This window comes from Rhodoferax sp. GW821-FHT07F03 (assembly GCF_059418745.1).
This window is the reverse complement of the sequence record NZ_JBWKQM010000002.1, coordinates 285486-300900: the sequence shown is the minus strand read 5'-3', so window position 1 is coordinate 300900 and position 15415 is coordinate 285486. Positions and strand designations below refer to the sequence as shown.

The 15415-nt window shown below is 62.4% G+C and carries 12 protein-coding genes; 5 read left to right on the top strand and 7 right to left on the bottom strand.

Annotation, left to right across the window (positions count from 1 at the left end):
- Positions 1 to 86: 86 nt before the first annotated feature.
- The 6 genes from AC07R0_RS04030 to AC07R0_RS04005 form a co-directional block, all read right to left on the bottom strand.
- A complete protein-coding gene (locus AC07R0_RS04030; protein WP_495103878.1) occupies positions 87 to 5861 on the bottom strand; it encodes a hybrid sensor histidine kinase/response regulator in 5775 nt (1924 codons plus the stop codon).
- Positions 5862 to 5902: 41 nt separating this feature from the next.
- The gene (locus AC07R0_RS04025; protein ID WP_495103877.1) at positions 5903 to 8089 is read right to left on the bottom strand and encodes a methyl-accepting chemotaxis protein; all 2187 of its coding nucleotides are present in this window, start codon (positions 8087 to 8089) and stop codon (positions 5903 to 5905) included.
- Positions 8090 to 8167: 78 nt separating this feature from the next.
- Positions 8168 to 8698 (bottom strand): chemotaxis protein CheW, encoded by a 531-nt coding sequence (locus AC07R0_RS04020; protein ID WP_495073797.1) that lies wholly within the window; start codon positions 8696 to 8698, stop codon positions 8168 to 8170.
- A gap of 12 nt (positions 8699 to 8710) precedes the next feature.
- Positions 8711 to 9076, bottom strand: coding sequence for a response regulator (locus AC07R0_RS04015; protein WP_495073798.1), 366 nt, complete (start codon positions 9074 to 9076; stop codon positions 8711 to 8713).
- Positions 9076 to 9474 (bottom strand): response regulator, encoded by a 399-nt coding sequence (locus AC07R0_RS04010; protein WP_495073799.1) that lies wholly within the window; start codon positions 9472 to 9474, stop codon positions 9076 to 9078. The genes AC07R0_RS04015 and AC07R0_RS04010 overlap by 1 nt, the downstream gene beginning before the upstream one ends.
- 48 nt (positions 9475 to 9522) lie before the next feature.
- Complete coding sequence (locus tag AC07R0_RS04005; protein WP_495074214.1) at positions 9523 to 9675, bottom strand: rubredoxin; 153 nt, start codon at positions 9673 to 9675, stop codon at positions 9523 to 9525.
- A 116-nt stretch (positions 9676 to 9791) separates the two neighbouring features.
- Here AC07R0_RS04005 and thiD point away from each other — a divergent pair, with 116 nt between their 5' ends.
- From thiD to AC07R0_RS03980, 5 genes are all read left to right on the top strand, one after another.
- On the top strand, positions 9792 to 10763 hold the full coding sequence (gene thiD / locus AC07R0_RS04000; RefSeq protein ID WP_495073800.1) for a bifunctional hydroxymethylpyrimidine kinase/phosphomethylpyrimidine kinase: 972 nt from the start codon (positions 9792 to 9794) through the stop codon (positions 10761 to 10763).
- Between the two features lie 43 nt (positions 10764 to 10806).
- Positions 10807 to 12108: a glutamate-1-semialdehyde 2,1-aminomutase gene (hemL, locus tag AC07R0_RS03995; protein ID WP_495103876.1), complete on the top strand. Its 1302-nt coding sequence runs from the start codon at positions 10807 to 10809 to the stop codon at positions 12106 to 12108.
- Between the two features lie 121 nt (positions 12109 to 12229).
- The gene (locus AC07R0_RS03990) at positions 12230 to 12862 is read left to right on the top strand and encodes a glycine zipper 2TM domain-containing protein (RefSeq protein WP_495073802.1); all 633 of its coding nucleotides are present in this window, start codon (positions 12230 to 12232) and stop codon (positions 12860 to 12862) included.
- A gap of 197 nt (positions 12863 to 13059) precedes the next feature.
- Positions 13060 to 13671 (top strand): TetR/AcrR family transcriptional regulator, encoded by a 612-nt coding sequence (locus AC07R0_RS03985; RefSeq protein ID WP_495103875.1) that lies wholly within the window; start codon positions 13060 to 13062, stop codon positions 13669 to 13671.
- Between the two features lie 9 nt (positions 13672 to 13680).
- Positions 13681 to 14973, top strand: coding sequence for an MFS transporter (locus tag AC07R0_RS03980; RefSeq protein ID WP_495103874.1), 1293 nt, complete (start codon positions 13681 to 13683; stop codon positions 14971 to 14973).
- A gap of 145 nt (positions 14974 to 15118) precedes the next feature.
- Here the strand turns inward: AC07R0_RS03980 and AC07R0_RS03975 are convergent, their stop codons facing one another.
- Positions 15119 to 15409, bottom strand: coding sequence for a putative quinol monooxygenase (locus tag AC07R0_RS03975; RefSeq protein WP_495097070.1), 291 nt, complete (start codon positions 15407 to 15409; stop codon positions 15119 to 15121).
- Positions 15410 to 15415 lie beyond the last annotated feature (6 nt).

Here is a 15415-nt window from a genome sequence, read left to right as displayed (position 1 = left end):
ACTTATTTAATAGCTTCCAGCGCAAGCAGTACCTGCGCTAGCAGTCAATTTGACGTATACCTTCCCAGGCATACCTCACCCAAACGCTAAGTCTGAGCGATCTCCACCGCCGTATACCGGCGCACCAGACTCAGCAGTTCCTCTTCCGAATACGGCTTGCCCAGATAGTGGTTCACGCCCAGGGCTTGCGCATGCTCGCGGTGCTTTTCCGCCGTGCGCGAGGTGATCATGACGATGGGCAGGTGTTTGTACTGCGCATCGTCCCGGATGGTGCGCGCCAGATCGAAACCGTCCATGCGCGGCATTTCGATGTCTGACAAAACGATCGCTGGCAGCTCTTCGTGCAAACGTTCCAGGGCCTGCACGCCGTCATTCGCCAGGCTGACGCGGTAGCCTTCACGCTGCAGCAAACGCTGGGTAACACGGCGCACGGTGATGGAGTCGTCCACCACCAGCACCAGAGGCACCTGCTGCACCACGGCCAGGGGCGCATCCTTTTTGCCGCCATCGTCTTGCCACTGGCGCGCCTGCGTGCCGTAGACCGACGACAAGGCCACCGGGTTGTAGATCAGCACCACGGCGCCGGATGCCAGCACCGACAAACCAGCCAAACCGGGCAGACGCGAGAGCTGTGGCCCCAGATTCTTCACCACCACTTCCTGGTTACCCAGCACTTCATCCACGTGCAAGGCCAGGCGCTGCGCAGCACTGCGGAAAATCACCACTGAACTGTTCTTGCCGGCGGGTTCAACACTGTGCTGAGACGCCTGCAACAAGGCGCCGGCCCAGAAAAATGGAACCGACTCGCCCGCAAACGGTACGACATGCTCGGCATAGGCTTTGGCCAAGTCGGCCTGTGGCATGCGGCGCACTTGCTCCACCACGTTGGCGGGCACGCCGATGGACAGCGCTCCGGCACGCAGCATCACCACCTGGGTCACCGCCGTGGTCAAGGGCAGCACCAGCTTGAACTGCGTGCCGTCTCCGGGCACCGAACTGGTTTCAATCCGGCCGCCCAGCGCCAGCACCTCGGCCCGAACCACATCCAGACCAATACCACGACCGGCCAGCTCCGTCACCTGGGAGGCGGTGGAAAAGCCCGGCATGAAGATGAAGTCGGTCAAAGCCGCGTCATCGACTGCCTGGTCCGCGGTCAGCAGCCCCTGGGCAATGGCCTTGCGGCGTATGCGTTCCGGCTCCAGCCCTGCACCATCGTCCGAGAAATTGACCGAGATGTCATTGCCCTCGTGGGTCAGCGCAACCGTGATGGAGCCGACTGCGGGCTTGCCTGCCGCTTCGCGCAGATCCACCGCCTCGATGCCATGGGCCACGGCATTGCGCAACAAATGCTCGAATGCGGGGGCCATGCGGTCCAGCACACCCCGGTCCATCTCGATGGAGCCGCCCACAATGTCCAGTTTGACCTGCTTACCAGTCTCTTTGGAGGCCTGGCGCACCACGGCATACAGCCGCTCGGCAATGCCTTCAAACTCCACCATGCGGGTGCGCAACAGATCGCGCTGCAGCTCGCGGGCCTGGCGGGCCTGGGCAACCAGATCATCTTCGGTGCCTTCAATGGTGCGCTGCAAGCTGCGCTGCACGGTGGCTACGTCGTTCACCGACTCGGCCATCATGCGGGTCAACTCCTGCACGCGGGTGAAGCGGTCGAATTCCAGCGGGTCAAAGCCCTGGGCCGAATCCTTGACCAAAGCCAGACGCGATTGCATCTGCGATTCCGCCTGCACCTCGATGTCGCGCAAATGGGTGCGCAGACGCTCCAGGTTGCCGGTCAAGTCGCCGAGGGAGCCGCGCAACTGGTTCAGCCGCGCCTCCAGCCGGGTCCGGGTAATGATGACTTCGCCGGCCTGATTGACCAGGCGGTCCAGCAGCTGCGAACGCACGCGCACCGACTGCTGCGCCATCTGTCGCGGCAAAGAGGGCGTGTGCAAGGCCAGCACCGGCGCCGACGCCTGGGTGGCATCGACAGCTGCAGCCGCCGCCGTCGGAGCAGCCACGGGCAAAGCCACGACAGCCGCGCTGGGTGCCTGCATGTACTGGGTGCGCAGGCCATCCAGATCGAACTGCAGCCGGTCGAAATAAGACAGCAAGGGGTCGATCTGCGCGGACTGGAGCGAGTCGGCGTCCAGCCGCTCTATCGCTGTTTCCAGCCGATGCGCCAGTTCCCCCAAACGCAAAGCCCCAGCCAGGCGGGCACTGCCCTTGAGCGTGTGCAGCGCGCGCAAGACCTCGCTGCGCGCACCAGTGTTCTCCGGCCTTGCACGCCACTGGCGCAATGCGCCACCCAGGTGGGGCAGCAGCTCGTTGGCTTCTTCTTCAAAGATTGGGAACAGGTCCGCATCAATCGCGTCCTCGACATCGATTTCGTCTTCGAAATCGGCCAAGGCGTCCTGTACCTGAACACCCATAGCCGCATGGAAGTCTATCGGTACAGGCACTTGGGTATCGTCCGGAACCTCATGCGGAGCGGCTTCCGGCAACTCTGCAGTAGCATCCAACACGGGAGCCTCGACAGGCTCTGGCGGCAGCTCCAGCAGTTCCGGCACTGGTTCCACCGCCGGAGCTTCTGGCTTTGGGGGTACCACCAGCTCAACAGCCTCAGCCGGTGCAGGCTCTTCGACCTGCTCCAACTCGGAGAAGAAGGCCAACGCAGCCGCATCATCCAGCTCAGGAGCTGCTTCGGCAAGCGGAGTTGCGGGTGCTGCAACAGGTTCGGCTTCCAGCAGGTCGCGTAGGGCCTGCAACACGGTGGGGTTGGGCTCTTTCAGGAAGCCCGCAGCGAATTGGTGCAGCAAACGGCGTATGTCTTCGGCCGCATCGGTGAATATCTGCGCATGCTGTGCCGTGCCCTGGGGCTCCAGCTGCACATGCTCCAGCGCAGACTCCAGGGCCCGCGCCATTTGCGACAAGGCCTGGAAGCCCACGGTTGCGGAGCTGCCCGCCAGCGAATGCGCCAGCGCGACCGTGGTATCGGGCAAGGGCTGCTCCAGCTCCAGCGACCATTCGCTGAGCTCTGTCAACAAGCGCCGCGACCATTCGTCTGCCTCGTTGAGGTACACGTTGTACAGCGGAATGCCTATACGCAAGCTGCCGATGACCTTGGTGTTGTCATCTACCTCCGGCTCGGGTTCTGCATGCGGTTCTGCAGATGCCAAGGACAGTTCTTCTGCCACGGTGGCATCGGGTAGTTCGGCAGACGGTGCCGGCACGGGCTCGTCTTCCAGCAGATCTGCAACAAGGGGCTCGTCCTGCGGTACATCCAGGATTTCAGGCTGCGGCTCTGGTACGTCCAGCACAGCCGGCTCTTCTAGCGCAGTCACAGCAGATGCGGAATGCGGTACGGCCAGTGGCAAGCTGCGTAGCTCCAGACGCAGGGCATCGGCCGAGGCGCGGAAAGGCTGCGCCGTCCAGGGCTCAGCAGCGCCCGCAGCGATGTCGTCGGCCCAGCGGCCAAATGCCTGCAAAGCCTGGCGCGACAAGGTTTGTAGTGCCGCAGTGGCCGGCGTTTGTTCGGCCAGCCAGCTGTTGATGAGCTGTTCCATCGCCCAGGCTGCCTCGCCGAATTCGGCCAAGCCGACCATGCGCGCGCTGCCCTTCAGGGTATGGAAAGCACGGCGCAAGGAAGTTTGGGCCGCCATGTCCACCGGTTCGACGGCCAGCGTGTCCAACGACTCCAGGCCCGCCTGCACCACCTCTCGGGCCTCTTCCAGGAAGATGTCTTGTAACTCAGCTTCGTCATCCTCTTGCGCGGGCAAGGGCTCTGCGACAGCGGATGTTGGCGCTGCCACCGGCTCCGCTGCAGGCTCGGGTGCGCTGGTGACCACCTCGTCGAGTGGCAAAAATTCCAGCATTGGCTCGTCCATGCTGAACACGTCCAATGGCTCGACAGGGGCAGGCTCCGACGACTCAAGCGGCATGGGCTCGGTTATGGCAAAGAAATCCAGCTCCTGGTCAACTCCGGCGGCCTCCGTCAAAGGAGCTAGCTCGGTGCTCTCGAATGACTCGGCAACGCCCAGCTCCAGATCCAGCGGTTGGTCCAACATGGAGTCCATGAAGGGCACTTGCACGGTTTCATGCGCTGGTACCGGGCTGCGCCCGACCAGCAACTTGAACTCACCGGCCTCTTCGTCGTACACAAACAATTTCTTGGCCAAGGCGCGCTGGTAACCCAGCATGTCGATCATGAAGCCCAAGGCCCCCAGGCTATTTCCCAGGCGGTCGAAGCTGGCCGCGCGCTCTTGCGCGTCCTGTTCATCATCGGACATATAGCCGTCCACCACTTCGCGCATACGCATCACGGCGTGGGAAGCCTGGTCCAGACCGAGCACCGACAAGACGCCGCGCATCTGCGACAACTGGTTGGCGACCTTGGCCAAAGGCACTTTCTCGCGCGGCGTGCGGAAGAACTGATCAAGTGACTGCTCGACCTCGGTCAGGGTGCTACGCAGCTCGTCCACCACGCTACCAATACTTTGGCGATCGCTCACGCGGTGGTACAACTCCTCCATCCAGCCCGCCAGGGGCTGTGGTTGCTGGCCTCGCTCTACATCGGCCAGGCGCTGCGCCAACACGCTGGCACGCTCGGCCAGTTGCTCATCGGCCTGGTCCAGCTCCTCGAACGCAGCCTCCAGATACAGCACAGCCGTCGCCACCTCCATGCCCAAAGCGGCAGAAGGTGGCACCTTGGAGCGCACCGTGGCTTCCACGGCCTGAACCAGGGCTTGCGCCAGCACCGTACTGCCAGAGTGCAGCTTGGACAGGGATTCACCCACCATGGTGAACTGGTCTAGCGCAGGCTTGAAACGATGAACATCACCACCTGCCAGGGCTGACCAGGTCTCGGCGGCAGCGGCAAGGCGCTTGCGCGCTTGTGCCAGCAAAGCCGGATCGAACCGACCGAACTGCCGGACCTCGTAATCAATGGGAGCATGCCGCTGCAACCCATAGGCCTGACGCACCGCTGTCAGGGTGGGTGCATCCGAGCTGCGCACCGGCACGGTCTGCGCGCAAAAAAACAGCATGTCCTGCGCCAGGCGCGGTGGAATCTGCGTATCACCGCGCGCCAGGGCGGCATACTGGGTCAACACCCGGGACGCAATGCGCTTGGAATAGACGTCCGAAGGAAACAATCCCAAGGATAGGGCTTCAAAATAAGCAGCAGCAATCGTCCAGAACGCACGATCAGGATGTCGGCTCTGCGCCGCAGCACAGCCCAGGCAGATGGCGACCAGCGCCTGCGCGGCTGCTGGGTCACCAGTCTTCACCACCTTCAAAACATGCTGGTCCAACCGCGCACGCAGCGCGGGCGAATAGGCGATCGGCACCACCGGCACAGCCGCAGGGATATCCCGCCAATGGGCCTCCATTGGCCACAGATCAGCCGGATGGACCTGGTTCACGCCCGCCAAGGCCTGCACCTCGCGGTACTGAGGAAACAGGCCCACGGACGACACCGGTTTGCCCGCCAGCACGCCCTCCAGGTAATCGACAAGTGCAAAGCTGGCGCGCTCAATCTTGCCGACAGCGTCCTCGTTACACAGATTGGGGTTCTCGATAAATCGCACCGCTGCGGCCTCCATAGCCTGCAGCACCAGGGACGGCGGCGTCATGCCCACCATCTCCAGTGCACCGACAGTCAGGTGCAATTGCTGGCGTGCCGTGGTCAAACGGCTGCTATCGGGCAACACAAATGCGGCCCCCTGCGCAGCTTCCGTTTCACGCACGTAACGCCGCAAACTCTTGACAGCGACTTCCAGTGTTTTGCGCAGTTCATCGAGCACCCAGGCCAACGGCCCCAAGTCCTGCTCGGTCGAGTCAACAGCCGTGGATTCAATGGCTTGCATAGAAATGTCCCTAGCAGCAATGCGCGACAACGCAGAACCGATCAAACGATTTTGAATCGCGCAACCGACTGGCGCAACTCTTCAGCCATATGGGAAAGCTCACGCACCTGCGTGGCCGTGGTGCGCGTCCCCTCACCGGTCTGCTCCGTCACCGCAAAAATATGCTGGATGTTGTCGGCCACCACGTTGGCCTTTTCGGCTTCACGCGACGTGGCCAGGGAAATCTGCTCGATCAGCTCAGCCAGTCGACGCGACACGCGGTCGATCTCGGTCAGGGCCGTACCGGCGTTGTCCGACAGTTGGGCTCCAGCCACCACACCCTGGGTCGAACGCTCCATGGCGCCCACAGCGTCATGGGTGTCGGTCTGAATCGCTTTCACCAATGCCGCAATCTGGCGTGTCGCGTCGGCAGAGCGCTCGGCCAGGCGCTGCACTTCTTCGGCCACCACAGAGAAGCCGCGACCGGCTTCACCGGCAGACGCGGCCTGGATGGCGGCGTTCAAGGCTAGCACGTTGGTCTGTTCGGTAATGTCGGAAATCAGCTCGGTGATTTCACCAATCTCCTGCGACGACTCGCCCAGGCGCTTGATGCGCTTGGAGGTTTCCTGAATCTGGTCACGGATGGCATTCATACCGCCGATGGCGTTCTGCACCGCTTGCAGGCCCGAGTCGGCCGCTTGCAGGGACTGACGCGCCACTGTGGCGGATTCCTGTGCCTGGGTGGACACCTCATTGATGCGCGACGCCATTTCCAGCACGGACAGACCGGTTTCACGGATCTCGCGCAGCTGCTCGGTGGAGGCTGCCAGCAGCTCGGTCGAGGTGCTGTCCACCTGGGACGTCGTGTGCGCCACCTGGGTGGCCGTGTTCTGCACGCTACCTACCAGTGCGCGCAGCTCTTCCACCGTGTAGTTCACCGAATCGGCGATAGCTCCGGTAATGTCTTCCGTCACGGTGGCCTGTTGTGTCAGATCGCCTTCCGCCACAGTTTGCAACTCATTCATCAAACGCAAAATTGCGGCCTGGTTGGCGTCGTTCAAACGCTTGGTTTCACGTTGCGACAGCTCCGCATCGATACGCTCACGCTCGGCAAATGCTTGGCGCTGGCGACTTTCCTGCAACTGCAGCTTCACCAGCCCCGCAGCGCTGAGGAACGCCAGCAGCACCGACAAGAGCAGCAGGCCAATAACTACCGCTGGCAGACCAGTACGGTCCGACAACTTGCCCTGTAGGGCTTCCAGCTTGCGGCGCAAGGGCTCGCTGTCTGCACCGATGGAAACCTCTGCTTCACGAGCCGACACCAGCCCTTGCAAGTTCCCCAGAATCGCGCCAGCCTGAGCCCGGGTTTCGTCGTATAGCTTGAGCAAGGCATCCAACCGCTCCCGCGTGGCCGAATCCTTAGCGGCTGCCAGGTGCAGCTCAGGGCTGCCGTCCTTCAGGCCCTGGGTAATTTCCTTGAACGAGTTCAAATCTTTACCCAGCAAGAACACGGCCTCCGGGCTCACGCCGTCCATGGTCTGGAATTCATTGGCCGACTTGCCGATTCGCTGGGTCAGCATCACCAACTGGCCCGTTGCAGAAATCTCAGCAGGAGAAGCGGCTTGCTGCAATTTGAAAGACGCGATGGTTTCGGCAATCTCCAGCAGATCCGAAGATTGGCGATTGATCGTGCGCAAGGCGCTACCCACCTGGGTCAAAATCTTTTGCTGCGCCATGACGGTGGCCGCATTTTTGGTTGCACGGTCTACGATCGGTTTGATTTCCGCGACATCCGTCTGCAATGCAGCATCCATCGCCGCGACATCGTCACCGCCAAACTGAAAGCTATGCGTTTCCTCTGCCAACGAGGCAGAGCTTTCTGCGACGTCAGGAAAAGCCGATGCGCTACCAACCAAAGCCTGCGACACAGCTTTGGCCAAGCGCTGAGACTGCATGAGCGCCGTACCCACGTCCCCCAACTGTTGCGCCACGTTATTGGAGCGCCACACCGCATAACCGGCCGCTGACGCAAACACCGCCAAGGACACCACCAGCAGCAACGCCAGGATGCGCTGATGCGCATTCACCGCGCGCCGCCCCAGCAAAGGCAGAGTCACCCGGGTATCTTGTGCATCCTGGGAAGTCGTACCGACAAAGCGGCTTTCACCATATGCAGCCTGCTGGGAATCAGGGGCCGCCTTGGAGACTGGTTCGGGCTCGGCTTCGTGCGGTTGCGCTACCGTATCCATCTCCGAAAAATCCGAGTGTTGCGTGAGGGGCTGAGTTTGAGGATCTACAACGGACATAGCGCAGCTTTCTGGAAAAACCTAAGCACCAATGCTCAGAAAAGAAGGAAGTTGGGACAACGCGAGCAGGTTCACCTCCTGCCAAGCCAGTCCCGCCGCGTCCGTATAGACACGGCCGAAATACGCTGGGGCATCGGCTGGAGGTGCTTGTGACGCGGTAAATGACTCCGGCCCGCGCAAGCCGGACAACTGGCTGACCAGCAAGGCACAGTTCACATCCATGCCGGCATTCAAAGACAACAGGCTGCACTCGGACAAGGGCGTATCGGTGCGTGCGGAGGGCACTACGTCTGCCATAAATCGAGCAAAGTCGACTACGCCGAACAAGCCACCACGCAAATTAGCCACGCCCAGAAACCAGGGCTGGGTATAAGCCGCAGGCTGGACAGGGGTCCAGGGGAAGATTTCGCCGCACTGGGCCAGCGGGAACAGGCAGTGGCTGCCACCAACCTCTACCGCCAACCATCGCACCGCAGTACCTTCGCTGCGTGCCGCCTGCAACCGGGACGCTAGCCGGGTTTGTAGCTCTCTCAGGGCTTCACGGTTCGCCATAGGTACTGGGGCTTAGGCCAGAGCGCGTATCTTGGCCTTCAGCTCATTGGCGTCGACCGGCTTGGTGATGTAGTCACGGGCACCTTGGCGCAGACCCCAAACCCGGTCGGTTTCCTGGTTCTTGCTGGTACACATGATGATAGGCACATCGGCATATTCAGGCGTGCGGCTGATGGTACGGGTCAGCTGGAAGCCGTTTTGCCCAGGCATCACCACATCCATCAGGATCAGATCCGGTTTTTGTTCCGCCAGGCGCCGGAACGCGTCTTCAGCGTTTTCAGCGGTCCGCACCGACATGCCCATCTTCTGCAGCAAATCGGTCAGGTACATCAACTCGGTTTTGGAATCGTCCACGATCAACACATGGTGGATAGCCATCAATCAGCTCCTTGCACTGCAATGCCAAACTGCTGTACCGCTTGCAGCAGTTGGTCTTTGGTAAACGGTTTGGTCAAGTAGTCCTGCGAACCCACCATGCGGCCCCTGGCCTTGTCGAACACACCATCCTTGGAAGACAGCATGACCACAGGGATAGCGGCGAACTTCGGGTTGCGCTTGATAATCGCACAGGTCTGGTAACCGTCCAGCTTGGGCATCAAAATGTCGCAAAAAATCAGTTGCGGCACATGGTCGTTGATTTTGGAGAGGGCATCAAAGCCATCTTCCGCGAGCAGCACTTCGTGACCGCCCTGCTTGAGGAAGATCTCCGCGCTGCGACGTATCGTATTGCTGTCGTCCACCACCAGCACCTTGAAGCTTGAGGCTGTCGTACTCACGTCATCGCACTCCTGTGAGGAACTCGCAAAACGAATAGTCGCTGCGGGTCAAAGTTGAACCATTTCGAAATCTTCTTTACGCGCGCCACACTCTGGGCAGGTCCAGTTCATGGGTACTTTTGCCCAGGGAGTTCCTGGTTCAATACCATGCTCCGGTGAGCCTGTGGCCTCATCGTAAATCCATCCACAAATCAAACACATCCAGGTAGTAGCTTCAGTCACAACTTAAAGGGCCTTCGAATAGAATGAAACGGATTGTATCTACGCATTATGATGGCCTTGCCAGTTTGCTCGCGCCCCACGTCAAATTAGGCTCCATGAACGCAACTTCTCCCCCTTCCCCCACCACCGAACCTGCTGACGACGCCGAAGACGCAGTAGACGATCTCGCCGGCCCGGCCTGCGTGATGGTCTTCAACGCCAGCGACCCTACCGGCGCAGCCGGCTTGCCGGCCGACACCACGGCCATGGCCTCGGTGGGCGCCCATGCCTTGCCCGTGGTCACCGGTGCCTACACCCGCGATACCGGCGAGATTTTTGACCATTTCTGCTTCGACGAAGAAGCAGTCACCGAACAGGCCCGTGCGGTGCTGGAAGATATCGAGGTCCAGGTGTTCAAGATCGGCTTTGTGGGCAGCCCGGAAAACATCAGCGCGATTGCCGAGATCACCTCCGACTATGCCGAGGTGCCAGTCATCGCCTACATGCCCAACCTGTCGTGGTGGGACGAAGACAAGATCGAGGAATACCTGGACGCCTTCCGCGAACTACTGCTACCCCAGACCACCGTGCTGGTGGGCAACCACAGCACATTGCGCCGCTGGCTGCTGCCCGATTGGGACAACGACCGCAACCCCAGCCCACGTGACATCGCTAAGGCCGCCGCCGCCATGGGCGTGGCCTACACCCTGGTAACCGGCATGCCGCTGCCCGACCAGCATGTGGAAAACGTGCTGACCAGCCCGCAGTCCGTGGTGGCCAGCGAGAAGTTCGAGCTGTTTGAAGCCGTGTTCACCGGCGCTGGCGAAACCCTGTCGGCCGCGCTGGCAGCCCTGCTGGCCAGCGGCAGCGAGCTCCCCGAAGCCACCCATGAAGCCCTGAGCTATCTGGACCGCTGCCTGGACGGCGGCTTCCGCCCCGGCATGGGCCACATCCTGCCCGACCGCATGTTCTGGGCCCAGCCGGAAGAAGATGGGGAAGAAGGCGGTGAGGGCCCCGAGATCGACGACGACACCCTGCGCGCCATTGCCGCGCTGGACATCCCCCCCAACAACGACACGCGGCATTGATGCCGGCACACCCGCTGCGGGGTGTGCACTTGAGGAATCGCATATGAACCACAACGAACAACTGTTTGCCCGTGCCCAGAAAGTCATCCCCGGCGGCGTGAACTCCCCCGTGCGCGCCTTCAAGGCCGTGGGCGGCACGCCGCGCTTTGTGCAGCGCGCCCAGGGCGCCTACTTCTGGGACGCCAACGGCCAGCGCTATACCGACTACATCGGCTCCTGGGGCCCGATGATCCTGGGCCACGGCCATCCAGCGGTCGTCGAGGCCGTTCAAAAGGCCATGTTGGAGGGTTTCTCCTTCGGCGCGCCCACCGAGCGCGAGGTCGAACTGGCCGAAGAAATCCTGTCCCTGGTGCCGTCGATGGAAATGCTGCGCCTGGTCAGCTCCGGCACCGAAGCGGCGATGAGCACCATCCGCCTGGCGCGCGGCGCCACCGGCTGTAACAAAATCATCAAGTTCGAAGGCTGCTACCACGGCCATGCCGACGCGCTACTGGTCAAAGCCGGCTCGGGCCTGGCCACCTTTGGCAGCGCCACCAGCGCCGGTGTGCCGCCCGAAGTGGTGCAGCACACCCTGGTGCTGGAATACAACAACCTGGCCCAGATCGAAGAAGCCTTTGCCCTGCACGGCAAGGACATCGCCTGCCTGATGATCGAACCCATCGCCGGCAATATGAACTTTGTGCGCGCCAGCGTGCCCTTCATGCGGCGCTGCCGCGAGCTGTGCACCCAGTACGGCGCCCTGCTGGTGCTGGACGAGGTGATGACCGGCTTCCGCGTGGCCCTGGGCAGTGCGCAAAGCGTCTACGCCAAGTACATCCCCGGCTTTGCCCCCGACATGACAGTGCTGGGCAAGGTAATTGGCGGCGGCATGCCGCTGGCGGCTTTTGGTGGCTCACGTGCGGTGATGGAACACCTGGCGCCGCTGGGCGCGGTCTACCAGGCCGGCACGCTGTCAGGCAACCCGGTGGCCACGGCCTGCGGGCTGGCGACGCTGCGCGAGATCCGCAAACCCGGGTTTTACGAGGCCCTGGGGGCCTCCACCCGCAGCCTGGTCAGCGGCCTGCAGGCGGCGGCCGATGCCGAGGGCGTGGCGTTTTGCGGCGACTCTGAAGGCGGCATGTTCGGCTTCTTCCTGCTCGACCAGCTGCCGCAGAACTACCCGCAGGTCATGAAAACCAGCAGCCCTCGCTTCAACCAGCTGTTCCACGGCCTGCTGGACCGCGGCGTGTATATCGCCCCGGCGCTGTACGAGGCCGGTTTCGTCAGCAGCGCACATACGGCGGACGACATCCAGACCACCGTGGCAGCCGCGCAGGCGGTTTTCAAGGAACTATCAAAAGCATAGCTACCAGCGCAGGTACAACCTGCGCCAGAGCCACTTTTTATACAAAACCCGTTTGCAAAAATTTGAAACTCTTGCGTAAAGCCTGAAACCCCGCAGGGGGGTCGCGCGTCATAGGTACATGATGAAAAAAGCTCTACTACTCGGCGCCCTGACCTTGGTCAGCGGCCTTTCCTTCGCCCAGGAAACCGGGCGAGTTCTCTCATCCACGCCCATCGTGCAGCAGTTCAGCGTGCCGCGCCAGGTGTGCAGCAACCAGCAGGTGGCGGTAGAGCCACAGCGCTCGGGTGCGGGCGCATTGATGGGCGGCATTGCCGGCGGCGCGGTGGGCAATGCCATCGGCGGCGGCAGCGGCCGTGCGGCGGCGACCATGCTGGGCATTTTTGGCGGCGCCATCCTGGGTGACCGCATCGAAAGCCCCGGCCCTACGCAAATCCAGAATGTGCAGAGCTGCAACACCCAGACTTTTTATGAAAACCGCACCGTAGGCTACAACGTGGTTTACGAATACGCGGGCAGGCAGTACACCACCACCACGGCCACAGACCCTGGCGCCAGTATTGCTGTACAGGTATCACCGGTGGGCAATAGCGCTCCCGTGCAGGCGCCGGTGCAAACCATCTCCGGCGACTACTACCAGGCCACTCCGACCTATGTCACCGCCCCGGTGGTCGTGACCCAGCCTTACTATCGGCCAGCCCCCATCGGTGTCGAGCTGAATTTCGGCTATTCCAGCGGCTACCGCCACTGGCGCTAAACCCATAACCCCACCCCTTTAAGGACCGCTGCGCGGTCCTTTTTTTCGTCCATATGCTATTAAATTAATAGCTGTCAGTACATATAAATACTGCGCTAGATACCAATTTAACTGAAACCCTCTAAATTAATGACAATTGACATCTATTAAACATGATAACTACAATCTATTTTCAAAAAACCTGACCCAAGAACCCCATGCCCCGCGTATCCCGCGCCCAGACCGACAGCAACCGTGCGGCCATAGAAGCCACCTCGGCCCGCCTGTTCCGCGAGCAGGGCATCAAGAACGTCAGCGTGGCCGACCTGATGGCGGCGGTGGGCCTGACCCATGGCGGCTTCTACGGCCACTTCGCCTCCAAGGACGCACTGGCCGCCGTGGCCTGCACGCACGCATTCACCCAGGCCCATGAACGTTGGACCGAACGCGTCGCCAGCCAGTCCAGCCCCGACGCTGCCCTGCAGCACCTGTTCCAAGCCTATCTGCGGACTGAGAGCCGCGACAACGCCGGCACCGGCTGCCCCTTGCCCGCCCTGGCCGCCGACGTGGCCCGCGAGTCGGCCGACAAACCGGTGCGCGCCGCCTACCTGGCCGGGCTGAACGACTTGCTGTCGGTGCTGCTGCCGCTGCAGGGCACGGGCGACGCCACCACCGACCGCAGCCAGGCCCTGGCCCAGCTGTCCACCCTGGTAGGCGCCTTGCTGCTGTCCCGCGCCACCCAGGGGGACGCTCTTTCCGACGAACTGCTGGCCGCCGCGCGCGCCCAGCTGCTGCCCGCCACCCCATCCTCTCCATCCACACCCACCTGAACCCACGCCATGTTTGCACACGCCCTCTCACCCTGGCTGCAACGCAGGGGCATCCATTTCGCTTGGGCTATCCTGGCCATTACCTTCCTGACCATGTTGAGTTCGGCGGCCTCGCTGGGCCTGCCCGGCGCCTTTCTGCAGCCGCTGGGCAAGGAATTCGGCTGGACGGCCGATCAGATCTCGTCCGCCATGGCGCTGCGCTTCGTGCTGTTCGGGCTGATGGGGCCGTTCGCCGCCATCCTGATGGAGCGCTACGGCCTGCGCACCATCGTCTGCACGGCCATGCTGCTGGTGGCCACCGGCCTGCTGCTGGCCACGCGCATGACGGCGCTGTGGCAGCTGGTGCTGCTGTGGGGCGTGGTGTTGGGCGTGGGCTCGGGGCTGACGGCCCTGGTGCTGGGCGCGGTGGTGGCCACCCGCTGGTTCGAGCAGCGTCGTGGCCTGGCGCTGGGCCTGCTGACGGCCAGCTCGGCTACCGGCCAGCTGGTGTTTCTGCCGCTGGCCACCTGGTTGATAGACCGCTACGGCTGGCGCATGGCGGTGCTGCCGGCCGTTACCAGCTGCCTGCTGGTGGCCGGGCTGGCGTTCTGCTTTCTGCGCAACCGGCCGCAAGACCTGGGGCTGCGTGCCTATGGCGCCAACCCGCTGGTGCCGGACACGCCACCCGCCGCCACACGCATGGGCCTGGCCGAGCCACTAAAACTGCTGGGCAGCGTGTCACGCAGCGGCATCTTCTGGGTGCTGTTCGGCACCTTCTTCGTCTGCGGACTGAGCACCAGCGGGTTGATCCAGACGCACTTCATCTCGCTCTGTGGCGACTACGGGCTGGCGGCGCTGCCAGCGGCATCCGTGCTGGCGATGATTGGTGCGTTTGACTTCGTCGGCACCATTCTGTCGGGCTGGCTGTCGGACCGCTATGACAACCGCAAGCTGCTGTTCTGGTACTACGGCCTGCGTGGGCTGTCGCTGTTCTGGCTGCCGCACTCGGAGTTCACGCTGTACGGCCTGTCGCTGTTCGCCATGTTCTACGGCCTGGACTGGGTGGCCACGGTGCCGCCCACGGTGAAACTGGTAACAGCGCATTTCTCCAAAGAGCGCGCCGGCATGGTGTTTGGCTGGGTGTTTGCCGGCCACCAGATCGGCAGCGCAGTGGCGGCTTACGGCGCCGGACTGACGCGTACCGTGATGTTCTCGTACAGCCCCGCGCTGTATGCGGCGGGCGCGGCTTGCCTGGTGGCGGCCACCGCCATTATCCTGTCGCGGGCGCCGGGCAAGCCCGTGCTGCAGCCCCTGCGCGCCTGATATCGCTACGAAATAAATAGCTGCCTACGCAGATAAGCCGGTCCTTTCACACCAGGAACCCATGGAACCGGCTTTGCCGAGCCATAGGGTTTGCCCCCTGCAAGGGGGTTGGCGAAGACACGCAGTGCGTAGCCTGGGGGTGAGCCTAGGCCACCTGGTGCATCTGCAGCAATTCAGAATGCGCCACCCAGTCGCCAGCCTGGGCCTTGAAGGCCTCGATATGCGGGCCGGTGATGTGGTTTTGCCAGGCGGCGCGGTCCCGCCAGCGCTCAAAGAACACCACCTTGCCGGGCTGGCTGTCGTCCTCGTGCAGCTCGTAGACGATGCAGCCGGGCTGCTTGCGCGCCTCCAATACCAGCGCGGCCTGCGCGGCCACCAGGGCAGCCTCATAACCCGGCTTGGCCTGGGCCAAAGCAACAACGACGAAATCCGACATGCACAT